This window comes from Streptomyces echinatus, assembly GCF_014203595.1.
Lineage (GTDB): Bacteria > Actinomycetota > Actinomycetes > Streptomycetales > Streptomycetaceae > Streptomyces > Streptomyces echinatus.
In genome coordinates this window covers 464,959-485,323 of the sequence record NZ_JACHJK010000005.1, presented here as the reverse complement: position 1 = coordinate 485,323, position 20,365 = coordinate 464,959, and the positions used below count along the sequence as shown (strand labels likewise).

Here is a 20,365-nt window from a genome sequence, read left to right as displayed (position 1 = left end):
CCATGCCTATGTCTATTCACATCCTGTCCCTCTGAATAGAGCTAGTCAATACGTCGAGGCGGCCCCGTCCGCGCGTCGCGGGTGTTTGGCTGGAAGCACCGGTGGCCGACACAGGACGGGGAAGCCGTGGAACACGACATGGAGCGCGAGGCACGGGAGCGCGCCGCCCGCCGCGACCGGGCGGTGCGGGCCGCGGTCGAGCAGGGGCTGCTGGGGCCGGACGCGGCCGTGGTCGGGCTGCTGGACGTCGTCGGCATCCAGCGGGCGGCGGCGGACCTGCGGGCCGCCTTCGACGCGGTCACGGCACCCGGCACGCCGGTGCTGCACGCCTTCGCGGTGAAGGCGACCCCGCTGGTGCCCGTGGTGCGGCTGCTGCACGAGGCGGGCATCGGCGCGGAGGTGGCGAGCCCCGGCGAGCTGGCGCTGGCCCGGGCCGCCGGGGTGCCGCCCGCCCGGACGGTGCTGGACTCACCGGCGAAGACCCGGGCGGAGCTGCGCGAGGCGCTGGCCCTCGGCATCGCCGTGAACGCGGACAACCCGCAGGAGCTGGACCGCCTGGACGCCCTGGTCGGATCCGCGCCCACCCGGTCCCCGCTCGGCCTCCGGGTCAACCCGCAGATCGGCGCCGGCACCATCGGGGCGACCTCGACGGCCACGCGGACCTCGAAGTTCGGGGTGGCGCTGCGGGACGAAGGGGCGCGCGCCTGGGTCGTGCGCGCGTACACGGAGCGGCCGTGGCTGACCCGGCTGCACGCGCACACCGGCTCCCAGGGCGTCCCGCTGTCGCTGCTGGGCCGGGGGGTGGCGGAGGCGTACGCGCTCGCCGAGGAGATCAACGCCGCCGCCGGGCGGCGGCAGGTCGACACGATCGACATCGGGGGCGGACTGCCGGTGAACCTCGCGTCGGAGGGGACGACACCGTCGTACGCGCAGTACGCGCGGCTGCTGGCCGGCGAGGTGCCGGGGCTGTTCGACGGGCGGTACGGACTGGTGACCGAGTTCGGACGGTCGCTGCTGGCCAAGCAGGGGACGGTGGTGGCCCGGGTGGAGTACGCCAAGAGCGCGGGCGGACGGCGGATCGCGGTGACGCACGCGGGTGTGCAGGTGGCGACGCGGACCGTGTACGCGCCGGGCACCTGGCCGCTCCGGATCGCCGCGTACGACGCCACGGGACGGCCGAAGACCGGGCCGGAGGTGGAGCAGGACATCGCCGGGCCGGCCTGCTTCTCCGGCGACCTGCTCGCCGAGGGACGCGCGCTGCCCCCGCTGGAGCAGGGCGACTACGCGGCGGCGCTGGACACCGGCGCGTACTACTTCGCCCACCACTACGCCTACAACTCCCTCGCCCGGCCCGGCATCCACGGCTACGCGCCGGTCGGCGACGGCGGCATGGTGTTCGCGACCGTGCGGGAGGCGCAGACCGTCGCCGAGGTGGTGGCGGAATCCGGTGGGGCGCATGCGTCCGCGCTCACCACCCTGCGCACGCCCGCGAGCCGTTGACGCACTCCGGCCGCCCCTCGAACAAATGGTTCAACGGCGTTGTGACACACCTCAGTTGACCAACCCTAGTACGCCGGACGCATGTTCCACCGGAAAATGCCAAAGGCCTCACCTCTCGCGCACACGTTGCGTAGTGTCAACGTCACTCAGCCGGAGTCCCAGGCGGGAGGGGAGCCACGGTGCCCGGAATCGACGAGTGCCTACTGGAAGCGATGCGGCTGCCCGGTGCCCGGGGGGCCGCGCTGGTCGACTGGACCAGCGGACTGGCCCTCGGCACGGTCGGGGACGCCCCCGGCGGCGATCACGAGACGACCGCGGCCGAGGCCGCCGAACTGGCCCGGATGGCCGCAGAACACGGCACCTTCGCCGCGCACGGCGACGAACTGCCACCGGTGGAGGACGTGATCATCAGCAACGGCGACAGCTATCACCTGCTGCGCTTCGTGGACACGTCCTTCGACAGCAGCGTGTTCCTGCACCTGTGGCTCGGCCGCGAGGACGGCAACCTCGCGCTCGCCCGCATCCGGCTCGGCGAGATGGCCGCCCGGCTGGTGCTGGGATGACCATGGTCAGGACCACTCCGCCGGCCCTGCCGGTGCGGGACCGACAGGCCACGCGCGCGCTGTCCCCGATGCTGACCCGGCTCGCCGAGGAGCGGGCCACCGGCGTCCTGGTCCGCGAACACGGCGTCCTCTACCTCGCCGAAGGCCGGGTGGTGCACGCAGAGAGCCCCCACGCACCCGGCCTCGACGTGCTCCTCACGGCCCACGGCACCCTCGCGGGTGCCGCCTGGCAGCAGGCCGCCGCACAGACCCCGGGCCCCCTGCACGCGGCCGAACTCCTGCTGCGCTCGGGCATATTGCCCACCGGGGCGCTGGAGCTGTGCCACCTGGACGCGCTGTACGACGCCGGGTACTTCGCGCTGGCACCGAGCAGCACCCCGGGCCGCTTCCGGTACGACCCCGCACCCCGGCCCGGCCCACTGCCCTCGGTCCCGGTCGTGGCGCTGGAGCGGGAGACACTCCGCCGCCGCCTGCTGCTGCACCGGCTGTGGCCCGACCCGGCCGCCGACAGCACCCCGCTGATCCGCGCGGACCCGGCCGCCGGCCGTGCCCCGGCCGCACCGGTCACCCCCCGGCAACGGGCCGTCCTGGACCGCGTGGACGGCCTGCGCACCGCCGCCGACATCGCCCGGAACCTGGGCCGGCAGGCATACCACACGCTGGTCGACGTGCGCCGGCTCACCGCGGCCGGGCATGTGTCGCCGACGGCACCGGCGCCACCGGCCCCCGTACCACTTCCGCCCCACCAGGTCACCACCGACCCCGACATCGCGCTGCTGAAGAGGCTCAGGGATGCGCTTGAGGCGCTTTGAACGGCACCGCCCCGCCGAGAGGAGACACCCGATGGTGGCCGAAGAGGACCTGCAGACCGTCCTGGACGAGCTGCGCCGGCTGCGCACCCGGGTACCGCAGCTCACCGGCGCGCTCGCGGCGGGCGTCGACGGCCTCGTCGTCGCCCACGACACCCCCGGCGTCGACCCGGAGGGCCTGTCCGCGCTCACCGCCGCGGCGCTCGGCGTCGCCGTGCGGGTGGCCGACGCCACCGGCAACGGCGGCTTCCGGGAGCTGCTGGTGCGCGGCGAACGCGGCTACATCGCCACCTACGCGGCCGGCCGCACCGCCGTCCTGACGCTGCTCGCCCAGGACCGGGTCAACGTCGGCCGGCTGCACCTGGAGGGCCGCCGGTCCGGCGCCCGCATCGGGGAGGTGCTGGACGCCGCCGAGGCCGCCGCCCGGGCCGTACCCACGGCCGCCCGAATCCCACCCGCACGATCCCGTACCGCACGCGCGCCACGCACCACGGCCGCCGAAACACGCACCGCGACAGACAGCTGAGAGGACCATCATGGCCAACACCGAAACCGCGCTGAAGGAAGCCCTCACCTCCATCGAGGGCACCACCGGCGTCGCGCTCGTCGACTACACCAGCGGGATGGCGCTGGGCACGATGGGCGGCAGCAAGAGCTTCGACCTGAACGTGGCCGCCGCCGGCAACACCGACGTGATCCGCGCCAAGATGCGCACGATGGAGATGCTGGGCCTCAAGGGCGAGATCGAGGACATCCTCATCAGCCTGTCCGACCAGTACCACCTGATCCGCCTGCTCAAGAGCCGCGGCGGCAACGGCCTGTTCCTCTACCTGGTGCTGGACGCGAGCCGGGCCAACCTGGCGATGGCCCGGCACCAGCTGAAGAAGATCGAGGAGGACCTGGAGGTCTGACGAGCGGTCAGACCACGGCCGCGGTACGGCGGCGGGCCCCGCCCGGGGCCGCGTCGCCGGCCGCGATGCCCGTGCCGCGCAGGCCCTTCACGGCCCGGCCCGCCGGCCGCCCGCCGCGCCGGTCGAGCCGGTCGACGCGCACCCACAGCAGGGTCTCACCGGTCCGCTCCAGCCGCCCGAGCCAGGCGGCCTTCAGCCACAGCCCGGTGCCGAGCCCGGCCAGCAGCATGCCGCCGGCCGCGGGCACCACGAAGGCGGAGCCGAGCGCGACCGCCCAGCCCAGCAGCAGCCACCAGCGGTGCCCCCGGCGCCAGGCGCGGACGGTCACCGCCCGGTCCTGCAGCACGTCGTACTTGCCCGCGCGGGCCGCCTCGCGGGCGAGGGCGGCGTACCGGCCCCGGCGGGCCAGCGCCACGCCGGCCGCGCCGATCAGGAACAGCGCCGCCCCGGCCGGCACGCCGATCCGGCGCCCGGTCACCCCCTCCGGTACGACACCGATCCCCGCGGCGGCCACTCCGAGCCACCACAGCGGCGCGGCACCCGCCCGTACGACGACGGCGAGCCGTGCCAGCCCCTGTCCTCCGCGCGCCACGCCGGCCTCCCGTGTCCCATGTCCGCACTGCGCGTCTGTTCCGCGGGGACGCTAGCGGCCGAACGTGAGACGAGTCTGAGAGCCGCACCGCTCCCGGACGGAGCCGGGAGCGGTGCGGACCGGTCAATCGACGAACAGCTGGCGGGTCGCCGCCCGGGCGTCGAACTCCTCCAGGCGGGCCTGGGCGTCCGGCAGGTCGTCGCAGAGCGCCTCCAGCAGCACCCGGCCGAGCAGCATCGGCGCGCAGGCGGTGTCGAAGGCGAGCCCGGTGCCGACGGCCGCGGGCAGCAGCAGGTCGGAGTACTTGGCGACCGGCGCGAACGCCGAGTCGGCGACCGTGACCACCGTCAGGCCCGCGTCCTTGGCGTACGCGAGGGTGTCCACGACCTCCCGCGGATGCCGGGGCAGCGCGAAGCAGAGCAGGGCGGTGGCGCCGGCCCGGACCGCGGCGTCCACCCGGTCCTGGATCATCGTGCCGCCCTCGTGCAGCAGCCGGACGTCCGGGTGGACCTTGGCGGCGAAGTAGGCGAAGCCGTAGGCCTGGGAGGCGGCGGCGCGCAGCCCGAGCACCGGCAGCGGGCGGGATGCGGCGAGGATCCGGCCGGCCCGCTGCACCGGGCGCGGGTCGGCGAGCAGCTCGGCGAGGTGCCTCAGGTTCTCGATCTCGGCCTCGACCGCCTGCTGGTACTCGTTGTAGGCGCCGGCCCCGGCGGCCGGTTCGGCCGGGACGACCTCGCGCAGGTGCTTGCGCAGGGCGGGGTAGCCGTCGAAGCCGAGGGCGACCGCGAACCGGGTCACCGACGGCTGGCTGACCCCGGCCAGTTCGGCCAGCTCCACGCTGGACAGGAAGGGCACGTCGGCGGCCCGGCGCACCATGCTGTGCGCGATGCGGCGCTGGGTCGGCGTGAGCCGGTGGCTCTCGAAGAGCGCCTGCAACCGGTTCGCAGGGCTGTCGTTCGCGCTCATGACGTACTCCCCCTCCAGATCTCCTCGACGCCCCGGGAGAGTACAGCGCCGGGGCATCGACAAACACCGGCCGTCTATTCAGACAGTGTGCCGCTGCATACCGTTATACAGCCCAGCGTGGGGAGAACGCATGGCACAGCTCGTGGAACCGCGCTCCGCAACCAGCGGGTACAGCACCGCCGGCACTGCCGCGGCGCGGTGGTTGTCCCGGCCCCGGAAAGGGGGGTTGACCCCAGTGCGGCGGAGCGGACCGCTCCCTAGGCTGACCGGTATGAACACTCTCGATCCGCGTGACGACGTCCACCTCGGGGAGGACCCCGGCCTCGGGACGGACCCCGACTTCAGGAAGGACCTCGACGCGACCGTGCGGGCCCGCGGGGAGCTGGGCGACGCATACGACTCCGCGCTGGTGGACTCGTTCCTGGAGAAGGTCGAGCGGCGGATCGACGACACGGTGGACCGCCGGGTGCGCCGGCAGCTGGCCGAGCGGCAGATGGCGGCCGCGCGCGAGACCCGGCGGCCGAAATCGTCCGACTCCTGGGCGGAGCGCTACGGCTTCGCCCTGATCACGCTGGTCATGGCGATCCCGCTGTCCGCGATCGCCGGTGCCCTCGCCGGACTGGCCGGGATGGTGGTCACCTGGATCGGCATCATCGGCGTCAACGCCGTGCAGGCCGTCCGTCTCAACCCGGAACTCCTCGGGCGCGGCGGACCGGACCGGTCGGCCGAGAACGGCTGAGCCGGGGGCGGCCGAGGCGGGGGCGGCCGGGCGGACCGGCCGTCCGGCGCTCACGCCTGCCGGGTCGGGAGCACCACGATCCGGCGAAGGCTGACGTGCCGGGGCCGGCTGGTGGCGCAGGCGACGACGTCGGCGACCTCCGCCGCCGAGAGAGCCACGGCGGCGAGCGGCCACGTCCGCGAGAGCGGCGCCGGCTCCGGCGCAAGGGGTGTGTGCGCGGGGACCGCCGCACCCCCGTTGCCGGGGGGCGGGACGACGGCGGTCCCCGCGGGGGACGCGGGCCGGGTCAGGGCCGGGCTTGCGCGTCCGTGGCGTCCATGGAGGTCCGGGAGCCGCTCCGGAGGTCCTTGACGCCGTTCGGCGCCGGCCGGGCGGGGAGCCTCCCCCAGTGCTCAACGCCTGGGAGGTGCCCATCGCCCTGCCGACACCGTCCAGCGTGCCGGATCCGTGTTAAGCGGGTGCTGCGCGCACGTGACACGCTCGTACCACTTGCGCGAACCGCGTCTCCCAAGTTCACCGCGGACCAGGGCGGTTCACCGGGCGTTCGCTACTTGTTGCCGCCCTTGGCCAGGAAGGCCAGCAGGTCCTGCCGGCTGACCACACCGGTCGGCTTGCCCTCGACCAGGACGATCGCCGCGTCCGCCGTGCCCAGCACCTGCATCAGGTCGCCGACCGGCTCGCCGGAGCCGACCTGCGGCAGCGGGGCGCACATGTGCTTCTCCAGCGGGTCCTCCAGCGAGGCCCGCTTGCTGAACAGGGCGTCGAGCAGCTCCCGTTCCACCACGGAGCCGACGACCTCGGCGGCCATCACGTCCGGGTGGCCGGCGCCCGGCTTGACGACCGGCATCTGCGAGACGCCGTACTCGCGCAGCACCTCGATGGCCTGGCCGACGGTCTCCTCGGGGTGCATGTGCACCAGGGAGGGGATGGCGCCGGCCACCTTGTCGTTCAGCACGTCGGCGACGCGGGCGCTGGGGCCCTCGTCCTCCAGGAAGCCGTAGTCGGCCATCCACTCGTCGTTGAAGATCTTGCTGAGGTAGCCGCGGCCGCTGTCCGGCAGCAGCACGACCACGACGTCGTCCGGGCCGAGCCGCTCGGCGACCTCCAGCGCGGCCACGACGGCCATGCCGCAGGAGCCGCCCACCAGCAGGCCCTCCTCCTTGGCCAGCCGGCGGGTCATCTGGAAGGCGTCCTTGTCGGAGACGGCCACGATCTCGTCCGCCACGGTGCGGTCGTAGGCGGTCGGCCAGAAGTCCTCGCCGACGCCCTCGATCAGGTACGGCCGCCCGGACCCGCCGGAGTACACCGAGCCCTCGGGGTCGGCGCCGATGACCTTGACCTTGCCCTGGCTGGCTTCCTTGAGGTAGTTGCCGGTGCCGGAGATGGTGCCGCCGGTGCCGACGCCCGCCACGAAGTGGGTGATCTTCCCCTCGGTCTGCTCCCACAGCTCGGGGCCGGTGGAGTGATAGTGCGAGAGCGGGTTGTTGGGGTTGGAGTACTGGTCGGGCTTCCACGCGCCGGGCGTCTCGCGGACGAGCCGGTCGGAGACGTTGTAGTAGGAGTCCGGGTGCTCGGGGTCCACGGCGGTCGGGCAGACCACGACCTCGGCGCCGTACGCGCGCAGTACGTTGATCTTGTCGGTGCTCACCTTGTCGGGGCACACGAAGATGCACTTGTAGCCCTTCTGCTGGGCCACGATGGCAAGACCGACACCGGTGTTCCCGCTCGTCGGCTCGACGATCGTGCCGCCCGGCTTCAGCTCCCCGCTCTGTTCGGCGGCCTCGATCATGCGCAGGGCGATGCGGTCCTTCACGGAGCCGCCGGGGTTGAAGTACTCCACCTTGGCCAGGACGGTCGCCTGGATGCCCTTGGTCACGTTGTTGAGCCGCACCAGCGGGGTGTTGCCGACGAGGCTGATCATCGAGTCGTGGAATCGCACCGTTGTCTCCGGTCGCTGCAAAAAGATGTGTTCGTAGTGGTGTCGCCAGCCTAAGGCCAGCTGTGTGGAGAGCGTGGCCGTTCACTGCGCGTTGAGATTGGCACACGGCCTGTACGGGGCAAGGAGTGGTTGTACGGCTACGAGGAGGTGGCGGCGACGCATGACGAGCATGTCGAGGGCGAGGGTGGCCCGGCGGATCGCGGCCGGCGCGGCGTACGGCGGTGGCGGGGCCGGGCTGGTGGGAGCGGCGGCCGTCGGACTGCTGCTGGCGGAGGTCCGGCTGGCGCGGCGCCATGTGGGCAACGGCAGCAGCGACCGGGTACCGGTGGCCGACGGGGTGTACGGGCACGCGTACGACATCCCCGGCGAGCTTCCCCTCCGCCTGGTCATGCTCGGTGACTCGACGGCGGCGGGGCAGGGCGTGCACCGGTCGGGCCAGACGCCGGGGGCGCTGCTGGCCTCCGGGCTGGCGGCGGTGGCGGAACGTCCGGTGGAGCTGCGGAACGTGGCGCTGCCCGGCGCGCAGTCCGACGACCTGGACCGCCAGGTGGCCCTGGTGCTGTCCGCCGCCGCCCCCGTCCCCGACATCTGCGTGATCATGGTCGGGGCGAACGACGTGACGCACCGGATGCCGCCGACCCGCTCGGTGCGGCACCTGTCGGCGGCGGTGCGGCGGCTGCGCACGGCCGGCGCCGAGGTGGTGGTCGGCACCTGTCCCGACCTCGGCACGATCGAGCCCGTGCAGCAGCCGCTGCGGTGGCTGGCCCGGCGGGCGTCCCGGCAGCTGGCGGCGGCCCAGACGATCGGGGCGGTGGAGCAGGGCGGGCGCACGGTGTCGCTGGGCGACCTGCTCGGGCCCGAGTTCGAGGCGAATCCGCGGGAGCTGTTCGGGCCGGACAACTACCACCCCTCGGCCGAGGGCTACGCGACGGCGGCGATGGCGGTGCTTCCCACGGTGTGCGCGGCGCTGGGGCTGTGGCCGGCGGAGGAGGAGCGGCCGGACGTGTCGCGTCGCGAGGGCTTCCTGCCGGTGGCCCGCGCCGCGGCCGAGGCGGCCTCGGAGGCGGGTACGGAGGTCACCGCGGTGATGCCGACGGGGCCGCGGGGACCGTGGGCGCTGCTGAAGCGCCGGCGCAGGCGGCGGGTTCCCGAGGCGGAGCCGGCGACCCCGTCGCTGTGAGCGCCTGGGCACTCCGCCGGCGGCTCGGCAAGCAAGCGCTTAGTAAATTGCGGTCAGTGTCACACCCCGACACCGATGACCTCGCAGGTACGGCCGGGTAACTTCCGAACCGCCCCTGCCCAACCCGCTTTCTCTGGAGCCGTGATGCCCGAAGCCGTCATCGTCTCGACCGCCCGCTCCCCGATCGGCCGCGCCGGCAAGGGATCCCTCAAGGATCTGCGCCCCGACGACCTGACCGCCACGATCATCCAGGCGGCGCTCGCCAAGGTTCCCGAGCTTGACCCGCGGGACATCGACGACCTGATGCTCGGCTGCGGCCTGCCCGGCGGCGAGCAGGGCCACAACCTCGGCCGGATCGTCGCCGTGCAGATGGGCATGGACCATCTCCCGGGCTGCACGGTCACCCGTTACTGCTCCTCCTCCCTGCAGACCTCGCGCATGGCGCTGCACGCCATCAAGGCCGGCGAGGGCGACGTCTTCATCTCGGCCGGCGTCGAGACGGTCTCCCGCTTCGCCAAGGGCAGCTCCGACGGCCTCCCGGACACGCACAACCCCCTCTTCGCCGAGGCCGAGGCCCGCACCGCAGCCGTCGCCCAGCAGGAGGGCACCACGTGGCACGACCCGCGTGCGGACGGCCTGATTCCCGACGCGTACATCGCGATGGGCCAGACCGCCGAGAACCTGGCCCGCTGGAAGGGCGTCACCCGCGAGGAGATGGACGAGTTCGGCGTCCGCTCCCAGAACCTCGCCGAGCAGGCCATCAAGAACGGCTTCTGGGAGCGCGAGATCACCCCGGTGACCCTCCCCGACGGCACGGTGGTCAGCAAGGACGACGGACCTCGCGCCGGTGTCACGCTGGAGGGCGTGTCCGGGCTGAAGCCGGTCTTCCGCCCGGACGGGCTGGTCACGGCCGGCAACTGCTGCCCGCTCAACGACGGTGCCGCGGCCCTCGTCATCATGTCCGACACCAAGGCCCGCGAGCTGGGCCTGACCCCGCTCGCCCGGATCGTGTCCACCGGTGTCTCCGGTCTCTCGCCCGAGATCATGGGCCTCGGCCCGGTCGAGGCCAGCAAGCAGGCGCTGCGGCGCGCGGGGCTCACCATCGACGACATCGACCTGGTCGAGATCAACGAGGCCTTCGCCGCCCAGGTGATCCCGTCCTACCGGGACCTCGGCATCGACATCGACAAGCTGAACGTCAACGGCGGCGCCATCGCCGTCGGCCACCCCTTCGGCATGACGGGCGCCCGGATCACCGGCACGCTCATCAACTCGCTGCAGTGGCACGACAAGCAGTTCGGCCTGGAGACGATGTGCGTCGGCGGCGGCCAGGGCATGGCGATGGTCATCGAGCGCCTCAGCTGACCCACCGTCCGTAGCGGATCACGCACGTCACGTCGCAGAAGGGCCCAGAACCTGGGAAACGCCAAGGTTTTGGGCCTTTCCGTGATCCAATCCCCCCCAGGATGTGACCTAACTCGCTCCCCGGGCATATCGATGCAGGTCAGCGTGGGTCAGCACAGCGCACGACGGAATGGTGAGACCAAAGTTCTGTCCGTTTCGTGATGTTACGCACTGACAGCTGGTTAGTCCGCCCTTCAAGCTGATGTAGGAAGTCGGGGGTCGACTTTGGAACCGGGAGTATGTCAGTGAGCGCCATGCCGATCGCCCTGCTGCTCACCACGGCAGCCACCGGCGCCGTGGGCGTCGCAGTCCTGCGTACCGTGCTGAAGCTGCGCCGCCAGCTCACCGAGCTGCAGCGCCAGCTCGGGCAGGAGCAGGCGGCCACCGCGCGCGCCCTGCTGCCGAACGCCCGCAGCGCCGCCGACACCGACCGGATACGGGCGGCCGTGGCCGAGGCTCTCGCCGAGGAGCGGGAGCGTGAGCTGGCCGAGGCGCGCGCCTTCTGGGCGGCGCAGGAGGCCCGCGACGCATCCGAGGCACCGTCGCTGTTCGGTCTGCCCGAGGCCGATCTCTTCATGCCCCGGCAGGCGGACTTCGTGGGCCTGGAGCCGGTGTCCGAGCCGGCCGCCGACGCCGACGAGTTCTCCCCCAAGGACTTCGTCCAGGGCGGCACCCCCAGCGAGTCCCCGGAGCTGGCCGCGGCCCGCCGCCGCCACCCCTCGCACCCGGACTTCGTTCCCGTCCAGTCCCCGGCCGTGAACGACCACGAGCGCACGGTGACCGCCCTGGAACAGCTCGCCGCGGAGCAGGTCGAGCTCTCCGACGTCCGTCCCGGCCCGCTCGGCACGCTCGACGTCTACGTCTTCGCCGACGGCACCACCCTGTGCATGACCCCGGGGCACCGCGAGACGGCGGAGCGCCTGGCCGCGGCCCTGGAGTCGGGCGAGTCCCCGTTCCTCCTGGGCGGCTCGGGCATCTCCGGCGCGTACGCGCTGACCTTCGCGTGCGGCGAGGACATGGTCTACATCCTGGCCGACCGGGTCATCGCGTCCCTGTAGGGTGCGCCTCGCGGGGGCGGGGAACCGCGCGCCGGACTCCGGCCGGCCCGCCCGCGGGCCGCGGCCTCACACCCCCGCCCGCTGCCGCGCCTCCTCCACCAGCCGCACGGCCTCGGCGACCTGTTCGTCACTCCGTACCGCCACGGCCAGGTCGTGCGCGGCCACGAGGATCTGGTCCGCGACGGCGAACATCCCGGCGTCCGGCATCTCCCGGGGCTCGCTTCCGGGCTCCTCCAGCGCCTGGGCCCACCGGGAGAGTTCCCGCGCCATGGCCAAGGCCTCGGCCGCGGCGCTGCGTTGGAGCCGGCTCTGCGGTGCCGCCCGCAACCGGTCGGCGAAGTGATCCACTGCTTGGGTCAAGGGCGTCGTATCAACCACCCGCCGAGCGTAACGCGCCGCACTGTTGCCAATACGCGAACGCTCAGGCACGGTGACGTGAAGGACCGGCTTACATCCCCTTTGCGTTCGGAGGCGCCGATGTCCCACGTCTTCTCCGAGGAGACCCACCGCAATCTGCTCGCCCGCATCCCGCACTGCACCGGTCGTGAGGTCTCCGACTGGCTGCGCACCGTCGAAGAAGGCCCCGCACTGTTCCGCTTCGAGGAGAAGGTCAGCTGGCTCCGGCACGAGTACGACCTGGCGTACGGCCACGCCAAGGCGATCGTGCACGAGTACGACCTGAGGAGGGCGGCGCGCAAGCTGCTCTGAACGCCGAAGGGCCCCGGGTGTGTTGCCCGGGGCCCTGCCGTACGGCCGGCGCGACGCGCTAGTCGTTACTGCTGAAGATCGCCACCAGCCGCAGCATCTCCACGTAGATCCACACCAGGGTCATGGTGAGGCCGAACGCGGCGAGCCAGGACTCGTTGCGCGGGGCGCCGTAGGCGATACCTTCCTCGATCTGCTTGAAGTCGAGGGTCAGGAAGAACGCGCCGAGCACGATCGCGATGATGCCGACGAGCGCGCCGAGCGGGCCGAAGCTGCGCAGTCCGCCGTCCTCGGCGACGCCGAAGGCGACCAGCAGCAGGTTCACGGCCATGACCACCAGGAAGGCCATCGCGATGGCCATGCCGATGCGTGCGTAGCGGGCGGTGACGCGGATCCAGCCGGCCTTGTAGATCAGCAGGGTCGCGCCGGAGACCGCCATGGTGCCGAGCACCGCCTGGAAGGGGGCCCCGCTCCAGCGGCTGTTGTACATCTCGCTGATGACGCCGAGGAAGACACCCTCGAAGGCGGCGTACCCGAGGATCAGCGCGGGCGACGGGGTGCGCTTGAAGCTCTGCACCATCGCCAGGACGAACGCGATCAGCGCGGCGCCGACGGCCAGGCCGTAGCTGGTGCCGGAGACCGGCAGCAGCGCCCAGGCGAGGACGGCGCCGACGGCGACCGTGCCGAGCGTGATGGCCGAGCGGACGACGACGTCGTCCATCGTCATCCGGTCGGTGGTGGCCGGGGCCTGCGGCGGGGCTCCGCCCTGGAGGTCCGCCTGCGCGTAGGGGTTCTGGGCGTAAGGGTTCTGCGCGTACGGGTTGCCCTGTGCGTACCCGGCCTGCGGTGCGGTGTTGAAGCCGGCGTAGCCGTTGTCGCGGCTGAACCCCCGTCGCGAGAAGACCGGGTTACTGCTCCTCATTTCGCTCCTCCATGACTGCCGAGTGCAGTCTTGGCTCAAGAGTAATGGATTGGCAAAGGATCGACCATGGTACCTGAGGAGGATCTTTCCCCTGCCGTGCTGCGCAACACGCTACGCGCACGTCCCATTCCCGGCCATGGCCGGACGGCTAACCGAGCGGAAACCCCGTGTACGCCTCCGCCAGATCGGTCTCGGCCGCGCGGGAGGACGCGATCCGCTCCAGGCGGGCCGACTGGAGGCGGGCGTCGAAGGCGGTGGCGTCCGGGGCGCGGTGGAGCAGCGTCGTCATGTCGGAGGAGAACCGCTCGGTCTGCCAGACGCGGCGCAGACAGGTCGCGGAGTAGGAGTCGAGCAGGTCCGGGGAGCCGGTCTCCTTCTCGTGGACGAGGGCCCGGGCGAGGGTGACGACGTCGCCGACGGCGAGGTTCAGCCCCTTGGCGCCGGTCGGCGGCACGATGTGGGCGGCGTCGCCGGCGAGGAAGAGCCGCCCGTGCCGCATCGGCTCGTGCACGAAGGAGCGCATGGGGGTGACCGACTTCTGGGTGACGGGCCCGCGCTCCAGCCGCCAGTCGTCGTCCGTCTCCAGGCGCCGCTCCAGCTCGTCCCAGATCTCCTCGTCGCTCCACCGGCCGGCGTCCGTCCCGGCGGGCACCTGGAGGTAGAGCCGGGAGACGGACGGGGAGCGCATGGACAGCAGGGCGAAGCCGCGTTCGTGGCGGGCGTAGACGAGTTCGTCGTGCGAGGGCGCGACGTCAGCGAGGACGCCGAGCCAGGCGTAGGGGTACGTCCGCTCGAAGACACGGCGGCCGCCGGCCGGGAAGGCCTCGCGGGCCACCCCCCGGAAGCCGTCGCAGCCGACGGCGTAGTCGCACTCCAGCACGTCCTCGCGGCCCTGGTGGCGGAAGGGGATCCGCGGCCGGCCGCCGTCCGCCCCTTCCACCGCCAGCGCCTCGGCCTCGAACAGCAGCGGGCCGCCCTCCTTCAGCTGAAGCGCGATCAGGTCCTTGCAGACCTCCGTCTGGGCGTAGACGGTGACGGACCGCCCGCCGGTGAGCGCGGGGAGGTCGACCCGGTGACGGTGCCGGTCGAACCGCAGCTCGATCCCGTCGTGCCGCAGTCCCTCACGGTCCATCCGCTCCCCGGCCCCGGCGGCGCGCAGTGCGTCGGCCGTGCCCTGCTCCAGGATCCCGGCCCGCTGCCGTCGCTCGACGTAGGCGCGGTCGCGGCTCTCCAGGACGACCGAGTCGACGCCGGCGCGGTGCAGCAGCCGCGCGAGCAGCAGACCGGCCGGTCCCGCTCCGATGATCCCGACGGTGGTGCGCATCGGTCGCCCCCTCCCCTGCCGCGTCCCGCCGCAAGGACTCCCCCCGGACGGAACCTTGTTCGCCTGGTGAACTTTTCTTCACCAACTTCTGGACGTGAGTCTCCGACCGCACGGCGCCGCTGTCAACGGTCGCGGGGGTCCGCGCCCTACCTCGGCCCACCCGCGCCCGCCGCGGCCCCGCCCCGTCCGGCCCCCGACTCACCGCCACCGAGCGGGCCGCTTTCTTCCGCCGCATGCGAGCCACCGCCGAGCAGGCGCGCGGCGCCGACCAGTTCCTACTGCGCCGCCAGGCCCTCTACCTGTCCGGCTACGACCGGGAGGCGGAAACCGCCGGCTGGCTGGCCCACCAGCAGCGCACCGAACGCCCTGACGACTGGCTGACGGCCTGGCTCAACAACCGCTCCGTGGCCGCCGTCGCCGCCCGACACGGCGACCGGGACCGCATGGCCCACTTCATCGACACCTCCCTCCGGGACGACGACCCCGGCGAGGCCGCGAACCTGGCGTACTGGGCGTACTGGGTGGGCGAGGCACCCGTCCCCCAACTCTCGGACGACTTCATCGCGAACGGCTCCCTGGGCCACTGGCACGGGGACAAGCTGCTCGCCCACCTCGTGGCCGGTATCGCCCCCCAGCACGGCTACGTGGACCTCAACATCCACAGCGTGTGGGCACTGCTCCAAGCACGCCCCAACCTGCTCCGGTCCGGCCAGGCCGCCCACGCCCTACACGAACGGCTTCCGATCATGCTGGATAGCCGAGGCCTCTCGTCGCGCGCGCGGCGGGAATTGGAGAGCATCCGGTACGCGATCCGCCTCACCGAGGCGTGAGAGGAGGCCCACGGTGTCCGAGGACCAGGAGCTGACTGCGGTAGCGCGCTTCCTGTACGAGGCCGGGACGCTCAAGAACACCAGGCGCAGCGGCTGGTGGATGGCCGGGATCAAGGACCCGGAGTCCGTGGCCGACCACTCCTGGCGCACCGCCCTCATCGCCTCGATCATCGCCCAACTGGAAGGCGCCGACCCGGCACGCGCCGCATTCCTCGCCGTGTGGCACGACTCCCAGGAGACCCGCACCGGCGACGTCAACCACCTGGGCAAGCGGTACACCAAGGGCGAGGCGGACCCGCGCGACATCACCGCCGACCAGGTCGCCGGAATGCCCGAGGGCCTGGCCGGCGCCATCCGCGCACTGGTCGGCGAGTACGAAGCAAAGGAAAGCCCGGAGGCCGTCTGCGCCCGGGACGCCGACAAGCTGGAGTGCATGATCCAGGGCCTGGAGTACCGCGCCCAGGGCTACGCCGACGTACAGCGGTGGATCGACAACTCCCGGGGCCGGATCACCACCAAGAGCGGCCAGGCCCTGGCGGACGCCGTACTCGAAACCGGCTCCCTGGACTGGCTGCGGGCCGCCCTCGGTGAGCCACGGCGCGAGCCGTGATCGGGATACGGGCACTGTCAGACCACGCCCTTAACGTGGGTGTACGGCCAACTCCCTTCGGCTGCCGGGCACTCAGTCCTCCCCCACTCGGGACGACCTCAACGACGCCATCCGCACTCTGACGGACCAGGTGTTCGAGCGGCGCGGCATCCAGGCCGCCGTCGACCTCGACGAGCGCGCCCGGAGCTGGCAGCCGCATACGCGTGATCCGGTCGGGCGGGGGTGTCAGCCCCCGCCCGTACCGTAGGGGGCATGCCTCACGGCACCCGGATACCGGGCTCGTTGTGCTGCCCATGCCCGGCCCTCACGGCCTCCGCAGCCGCCACTTCACGTGGTAGCTGGTGATCTCCCCGTCGGCGTTCTTCCGCTTCGCGACATGCGCCATGGCAGGGCACCGTAGACCACCGTGCGCCCGCGGTGCGCCCGTTCGGGAAACACGAAACGGCCCCTCCGGGCCGTTCGTGCGGGGCAGACGCGTTTTTGATCCAGTGCCCGGAGCCGGACTCGAACCGGCACGCCCGCGAAGGGGCAGCGAGGTTTAAGCTCGCCGTGTCTGCATTCCACCATCCGGGCAGGCCATGGGCTCCGCAACGAGGTTCCGAGCCTATCGGGACCCATCCCCCGAACAGCGGCAGGGTGGACCGATGTTGTCTTATTTTATTGACGTCTGAGGGTGCATCAGCCCCCGGAACGCGCCATCCGCACTTGCCAATAGCCTGACGGGGCGGAAGTGTCCGCGTACGTGAAATGACGGAATTTCACCGCCCGAACGAGGGCGGTCCACCGGTTCTTGACACCCGGCGGGGCATTCGGCGCCGACGCCCTCTCGGGGTCGGCCGTCCTCCCCAGGTATGACGCGGCGGCCTCCTGTCCGACCCCAGTCGCCCCTCGGAACCGGAACAGCGACTGACTACACGCGCGCCCCGCGCCGGGACGATGGAACGGTCCGCAGGAACACACGCCGTCCCGACAGGAGCACCGCCCCGTGACCACCACACCCACCGCCGGCCGGACCACCGCCGTGGCCGCACGCGCCACGGAGCTGTCGAAGATCTACGGGCAGGGTGAGACCCGGGTGGTCGCCCTGGACCGGGTCTCGGTCGACTTCCGGCAGGCCGAGTTCACCGCGATCATGGGACCGTCCGGCTCCGGCAAGTCCACGCTGATGCACTGCGTGGCCGGTCTGGACACGTTCTCCTCCGGGTCGGTGCGCATCGGCGACACCGAGCTGGGCAAGTTGAAGGACAAGCAGCTCACCAAGTTGCGCCGGGACAAGATCGGCTTCATCTTCCAGGCGTTCAACCTGCTGCCGACGCTGACCGCGCTGGAGAACATCACCCTCCCGATGGACATCGCCGGCCGCAAGGCGGACAAGGCGTGGCTGGACCAGGTCATCCAGATGGTCGGGCTGTCCGGACGGCTCGGTCACCGGCCCTCCCAGCTCTCCGGCGGCCAGCAGCAGCGTGTCGCCGTCGCCCGTGCCCTCGCCTCCCGGCCCGACATCATCTTCGGTGACGAGCCCACCGGAAACCTGGACTCCCGCTCCGGCGCCGAGGTCCTCGGCTTCCTGCGCAACTCCGTGCGCGAACTGGGCCAGACGGTGGTCATGGTGACCCACGACCCGGTGGCCGCCGCCTATGCCGACCGCGTCGTCTTCCTCGCCGACGGCCGGATCGTCGACGAGATATACGGCCCCACCGCCGACTCCGTCCTCGACCTGATGAAGCAGTTCGACGCGAAGGGCCGTACCAGCTGATGTTCCGCACCGCCCTGCGCAACGTCCTCGCGCACAAGGCCCGGCTCCTGATGACCGTGCTCGCCGTCATGCTCGGCGTGGCGTTCGTCGCCGGGACGCTGGTCTTCACCAACACCATCTCCGACGCCTACCAGAAGAGCTCCGCCAAGGGCTTCGAACGGGTCGACGTCGCCGTACGGCCCGAGTACCAGGACTCCGAGGGCAACAAGGTCGGCAAGTCCGCCGAGCTGACCCAGGCCCTGCTCGACAGGGCCGCCGAGGTCCCCGGTGCCGCCTCCGCGACCGGTGTGGTCACCGGCTTCACCGCCGTCGCCGACCAGGACGGCAAGCTCGTCGGCGGCGACTGGCAGTCCGCCGGCGGCAACTACTGGGGGGCGAAGGACCCCCGTTACCCGCTGGTCGACGGCCACGCCCCGCGCGGCAAGGGCGAGGTGCTGCTCGACTCCGAGACCGCGAAGCGGGCCGGCTACAACGTCGGCGACACCGTGCGCCTCTCCGTCGACGGCCCGGTCCTCACCCCGGTGGTCAGCGGCATCTTCACCACCGACGACGGCAACGTGGCCGCGGGCGGCAGCCTCACCCTGTTCGACACGCCGACCGCGCAGGCCCTCTTCGGCAAGAAGGGCACGTACGACGAGATCGACGTGCAGGCCGCGGCCGGCACCGGCCAGGCGGCGCTCAAGGCCCGGCTGGACAAGGCCCTGCCCGCCAAGCTCGTGGACACCACCACCGGCCGGCGGCTCGCCGACGACCAGGCCGAGGCGATCTCCTCGTCCATGAGCGGTCTGAAGCAGGCCCTGCTGGTGTTCGCCGGTATCGCCCTGTTCGTCGGCACGTTCATCATCGCCAACACCTTCACCATGCTGGTCGCCCAGCGCACCCGGGAACTGGCCCTGATGCGGGCGGTCGGCGCCTCCCGCCGCCAGGTCACCCGCTCCGTGCTCATCGAGGCGTTCGCGGTCGGCACGGTCGCCGGTGTGACCGGTCTGGCCGCCGGTGTCGGCATCGGCGCGGGCCTGCGCTCCCTGCTGGGCTCCTTCGGCGCGAGCCTGCCCGACGGTCCGCTGGTGATCAGCCCCGGCACGGTGGCGACCGCCCTGGCGGTCGGCATCCTCATCACCATGCTGGCCGCGTGGCTGCCCGGCCGCCGGGCCGCGAAGATCCCGCCGGTCGCGGCGATGAGCAGCGTGCACGCCAAGGCCACGACCAAGTCGCTGGTGCTGCGCAACACCCTGGGCTCGCTGTTCGCGGCGGCCGGCGTCGCGGTGGTCCTCGCGGGCACCGGGATGGCCACCGACACCGGCCAGGCCGCGATGGGCATCGGCGCGGTCCTGCTCATCATCGGCGTGTTCGTGCTGACCCCGCTGCTGTCCCGCCCGCTGATCGCCGCCGCCTCGCCGGTGCTGCGCGTCTTCGGGGTGTCGGGCAAGCTGGCCCGGCAGAACTCGGTGCGCAACCCGCGCCGTACGGCGGCCACCGCCTCCGCCCTGATGATCGGGCTGACCCTGATCACCGGCATGACGGTGATGGCGGGCAGCCTGCAGACCTCGATCGACAAGATGGCCAGCTCGGCGATCCGCGCCGACTACGTCGTCTCGATGGCCAACCGCGGCCCGCTCTCCCCCGACGTGGCGCGGAAGCTCGCCGGCGCCGACGGTGTCACCGACAGCAGCCCGCTGCGCAACGGTGAGTCCCGCATCGACGGCTCGACCGAGTTCCTGACCGGCGTCGACGGCGCGGCCATCGGCAAGCTGACGGACCTGAAGGTGACCGACGGCTCCTTCTCGGTGGGCGGCACCCGGGTCGTCGTGGACGAGGACCGGGCCAAGGACCACGGCTGGAAGCCCGGCTCGCAGTTCACCGCGCACTTCGAGGACGGCAAGGCACAGCGGCTGACCGTCGCAGGGGTGTACGAGGGCAACGACATGCTCAACGGCATCCTCCTCGACAACAAGGTCCTCACCCCGCACCTGACCGACCCGGCCGACATGCAGGTCATGGTCAAGACCGCGGACGGCGCCTCCGACTCGGCCAAGGACGGGCTGGAGAAGGTCCTCGGCTCCAACCCGGCGATCAAGGTCCAGGACAAGCAGGACATCTCCGACGAGATCGCGAAGATGTTCACGCTGATGCTGAACCTGGTCTACGGCCTGCTCGGCATGGCGGTGATCGTGGCCGTGCTCGGCGTCATCAACACCCTGGCGATGTCCGTCTTCGAGCGTGCGCAGGAGATCGGCATGCTCCGCGCGATCGGCCTGGAGCGCAGGGCGGTCAAGCGGATGGTCCGCCTGGAGTCCCTGGTGATCTCCCTGTTCGGCGGTGTGCTGGGCATCGGGCTGGGCGTGTTCTTCGGCTGGGCGGCGGGCGAGCTGCTGGGCACGAAGATGCCGACGTACGAACTGGTCCTGCCCTGGGGCCGGATGGCGGTCTTCCTGCTGCTGGCGGGTGGGGTCGGCGTCCTGGCCGCGCTGTGGCCGGCCCGCCGTGCCGCCCGGCTGAACATGCTGGCGGCCATCAAGGCCGAGTAGCCGTACGGACGGTACGCCGACCGGAAGGG

19 protein-coding genes, 1 tRNA gene and 1 pseudogene are annotated in these 20,365 nt (G+C 72.1%); 14 read left to right on the top strand and 7 right to left on the bottom strand.

Features of this window, described 5'->3' with window-relative positions:
* Positions 1-138: 138 nt before the first annotated feature.
* The 5 genes from FHS34_RS17455 to FHS34_RS17435 all read left to right on the top strand — a co-directional run bounded on the left by FHS34_RS17455 (position 139) and on the right by FHS34_RS17435 (position 3,783).
* The gene (locus tag FHS34_RS17455; protein WP_184966381.1) at positions 139-1,500 is read left to right on the top strand and encodes a type III PLP-dependent enzyme domain-containing protein; all 1,362 of its coding nucleotides are present in this window, start codon (positions 139-141) and stop codon (positions 1,498-1,500) included.
* Positions 1,501-1,679: 179 nt separating this feature from the next.
* On the top strand, positions 1,680-2,063 hold the full coding sequence (locus tag FHS34_RS17450) for a hypothetical protein (protein WP_184966207.1): 384 nt from the start codon (positions 1,680-1,682) through the stop codon (positions 2,061-2,063).
* Entirely contained in the window at positions 2,060-2,875 is an 816-nt protein-coding gene (locus FHS34_RS17445) for a transcriptional regulator (protein ID WP_184966205.1), read from the top strand. Before FHS34_RS17450 ends, FHS34_RS17445 begins: the two co-directional genes overlap by 4 nt.
* 31 nt (positions 2,876-2,906) lie before the next feature.
* Entirely contained in the window at positions 2,907-3,398 is a 492-nt protein-coding gene (locus FHS34_RS17440; protein WP_184966203.1) for a roadblock/LC7 domain-containing protein, read from the top strand.
* A 10-nt stretch (positions 3,399-3,408) separates the two neighbouring features.
* Positions 3,409-3,783: a roadblock/LC7 domain-containing protein gene (locus FHS34_RS17435; protein ID WP_184966195.1), complete on the top strand. Its 375-nt coding sequence runs from the start codon at positions 3,409-3,411 to the stop codon at positions 3,781-3,783.
* 7 nt (positions 3,784-3,790) lie between these two features.
* Here FHS34_RS17435 and FHS34_RS17430 read toward each other — a convergent pair whose 3' ends face one another.
* Both FHS34_RS17430 and FHS34_RS17425 read right to left on the bottom strand, forming a co-directional pair.
* The gene (locus FHS34_RS17430) at positions 3,791-4,375 is read right to left on the bottom strand and encodes a hypothetical protein (protein WP_184966193.1); all 585 of its coding nucleotides are present in this window, start codon (positions 4,373-4,375) and stop codon (positions 3,791-3,793) included.
* 123 nt (positions 4,376-4,498) lie between these two features.
* The gene (locus FHS34_RS17425) at positions 4,499-5,341 is read right to left on the bottom strand and encodes a MurR/RpiR family transcriptional regulator (protein ID WP_184966191.1); all 843 of its coding nucleotides are present in this window, start codon (positions 5,339-5,341) and stop codon (positions 4,499-4,501) included.
* 271 nt (positions 5,342-5,612) lie between these two features.
* Here FHS34_RS17425 and FHS34_RS17420 point away from each other — a divergent pair, with 271 nt between their 5' ends.
* The gene (locus FHS34_RS17420; RefSeq protein ID WP_184966189.1) at positions 5,613-6,080 is read left to right on the top strand and encodes a hypothetical protein; all 468 of its coding nucleotides are present in this window, start codon (positions 5,613-5,615) and stop codon (positions 6,078-6,080) included.
* Between the two features lie 547 nt (positions 6,081-6,627).
* Here FHS34_RS17420 and FHS34_RS17410 read toward each other — a convergent pair.
* Positions 6,628-8,019: a cystathionine beta-synthase gene (locus tag FHS34_RS17410; protein ID WP_184966187.1), complete on the bottom strand. Its 1,392-nt coding sequence runs from the start codon at positions 8,017-8,019 to the stop codon at positions 6,628-6,630.
* 160 nt (positions 8,020-8,179) lie between these two features.
* Between FHS34_RS17410 and FHS34_RS17405 the strand changes: the two genes are divergently transcribed.
* From FHS34_RS17405 to FHS34_RS17395, 3 genes are all read left to right on the top strand, one after another.
* Complete coding sequence (locus FHS34_RS17405) at positions 8,180-9,199, top strand: SGNH/GDSL hydrolase family protein (RefSeq protein ID WP_184966185.1); 1,020 nt, start codon at positions 8,180-8,182, stop codon at positions 9,197-9,199.
* 144 nt (positions 9,200-9,343) lie between these two features.
* On the top strand, positions 9,344-10,564 hold the full coding sequence (locus FHS34_RS17400) for an acetyl-CoA C-acetyltransferase (protein ID WP_184966183.1): 1,221 nt from the start codon (positions 9,344-9,346) through the stop codon (positions 10,562-10,564).
* 284 nt (positions 10,565-10,848) lie between these two features.
* Positions 10,849-11,661 carry a hypothetical protein gene (locus tag FHS34_RS17395; protein ID WP_184966182.1) on the top strand — a complete coding sequence of 271 codons (813 nt, stop codon included), beginning with the start codon at positions 10,849-10,851 and terminating at the stop codon, positions 11,659-11,661.
* Between the two features lie 66 nt (positions 11,662-11,727).
* Here FHS34_RS17395 and FHS34_RS17390 read toward each other — a convergent pair whose 3' ends face one another.
* On the bottom strand, positions 11,728-12,039 hold the full coding sequence (locus tag FHS34_RS17390) for a hypothetical protein (RefSeq protein WP_184966180.1): 312 nt from the start codon (positions 12,037-12,039) through the stop codon (positions 11,728-11,730).
* Between the two features lie 99 nt (positions 12,040-12,138).
* On the opposite strand from FHS34_RS17390, the gene FHS34_RS17385 reads away from it, so the two are divergent.
* On the top strand, positions 12,139-12,369 hold the full coding sequence (locus tag FHS34_RS17385) for a DUF4287 domain-containing protein (protein ID WP_030653267.1): 231 nt from the start codon (positions 12,139-12,141) through the stop codon (positions 12,367-12,369).
* Between the two features lie 58 nt (positions 12,370-12,427).
* Here the strand turns inward: FHS34_RS17385 and FHS34_RS17380 are convergent, their stop codons facing one another.
* Both FHS34_RS17380 and FHS34_RS17375 read right to left on the bottom strand, forming a co-directional pair.
* Positions 12,428-13,288 (bottom strand): Bax inhibitor-1/YccA family protein, encoded by an 861-nt coding sequence (locus tag FHS34_RS17380; RefSeq protein WP_184966178.1) that lies wholly within the window; start codon positions 13,286-13,288, stop codon positions 12,428-12,430.
* Positions 13,289-13,436: 148 nt separating this feature from the next.
* Positions 13,437-14,612 (bottom strand): 4-hydroxybenzoate 3-monooxygenase, encoded by a 1,176-nt coding sequence (locus FHS34_RS17375; protein ID WP_184966176.1) that lies wholly within the window; start codon positions 14,610-14,612, stop codon positions 13,437-13,439.
* A gap of 137 nt (positions 14,613-14,749) precedes the next feature.
* Here FHS34_RS17375 and FHS34_RS17370 point away from each other — a divergent pair.
* Positions 14,750-15,442: pseudogene (locus tag FHS34_RS17370) on the top strand (transcriptional regulator); the annotation flags it as partial.
* Between the two features lie 13 nt (positions 15,443-15,455).
* The gene (locus FHS34_RS17365) at positions 15,456-16,052 is read left to right on the top strand and encodes an HD domain-containing protein (protein ID WP_184966172.1); all 597 of its coding nucleotides are present in this window, start codon (positions 15,456-15,458) and stop codon (positions 16,050-16,052) included.
* A 489-nt stretch (positions 16,053-16,541) separates the two neighbouring features.
* Here the strand turns inward: FHS34_RS17365 and FHS34_RS17360 are convergent.
* Positions 16,542-16,625: transfer RNA gene (locus tag FHS34_RS17360), tRNA-Leu, on the bottom strand.
* A 412-nt stretch (positions 16,626-17,037) separates the two neighbouring features.
* On the opposite strand from FHS34_RS17360, the gene FHS34_RS17355 reads away from it, so the two are divergent.
* Positions 17,038-17,808 (top strand): ABC transporter ATP-binding protein, encoded by a 771-nt coding sequence (locus FHS34_RS17355; RefSeq protein ID WP_184966170.1) that lies wholly within the window; start codon positions 17,038-17,040, stop codon positions 17,806-17,808.
* Positions 17,808-20,336 carry an ABC transporter permease gene (locus tag FHS34_RS17350; protein WP_184966168.1) on the top strand — a complete coding sequence of 843 codons (2,529 nt, stop codon included), beginning with the start codon at positions 17,808-17,810 and terminating at the stop codon, positions 20,334-20,336. Before FHS34_RS17355 ends, FHS34_RS17350 begins: the two co-directional genes overlap by 1 nt.
* The last annotated feature ends 29 nt before the right edge of the window (positions 20,337-20,365 follow it).

Excerpts from the sequence above, each read along its gene's own strand:
- FHS34_RS17440 (WP_184966203.1), top strand. The coding sequence starts at position 2,907 with ATGGTGGCCGAAGAGGACCTGCAGACCGTCCTGGACGAGCTGCGCCGG.
- FHS34_RS17425 (WP_184966191.1), bottom strand. The coding sequence starts at position 5,341 with ATGAGCGCGAACGACAGCCCTGCGAACCGGTTGCAGGCGCTCTTCGAG.
- FHS34_RS17375 (WP_184966176.1), bottom strand. The coding sequence starts at position 14,612 with ATGCGCACCACCGTCGGGATCATCGGAGCGGGACCGGCCGGTCTGCTG.
- FHS34_RS17420 (WP_184966189.1), top strand. The coding sequence starts at position 5,613 with ATGAACACTCTCGATCCGCGTGACGACGTCCACCTCGGGGAGGACCCC.
- FHS34_RS17455 (WP_184966381.1), top strand. The coding sequence starts at position 139 with ATGGAGCGCGAGGCACGGGAGCGCGCCGCCCGCCGCGACCGGGCGGTG.
- FHS34_RS17350 (WP_184966168.1), top strand. The coding sequence starts at position 17,808 with ATGTTCCGCACCGCCCTGCGCAACGTCCTCGCGCACAAGGCCCGGCTC.
- FHS34_RS17405 (WP_184966185.1), top strand. The coding sequence starts at position 8,180 with ATGACGAGCATGTCGAGGGCGAGGGTGGCCCGGCGGATCGCGGCCGGC.
- FHS34_RS17385 (WP_030653267.1), top strand. The coding sequence starts at position 12,139 with ATGTCCCACGTCTTCTCCGAGGAGACCCACCGCAATCTGCTCGCCCGC.
- FHS34_RS17435 (WP_184966195.1), top strand. The coding sequence starts at position 3,409 with ATGGCCAACACCGAAACCGCGCTGAAGGAAGCCCTCACCTCCATCGAG.
- FHS34_RS17400 (WP_184966183.1), top strand. The coding sequence starts at position 9,344 with ATGCCCGAAGCCGTCATCGTCTCGACCGCCCGCTCCCCGATCGGCCGC.
- FHS34_RS17380 (WP_184966178.1), bottom strand. The coding sequence starts at position 13,288 with ATGAGGAGCAGTAACCCGGTCTTCTCGCGACGGGGGTTCAGCCGCGAC.
- FHS34_RS17445 (WP_184966205.1), top strand. The coding sequence starts at position 2,060 with ATGACCATGGTCAGGACCACTCCGCCGGCCCTGCCGGTGCGGGACCGA.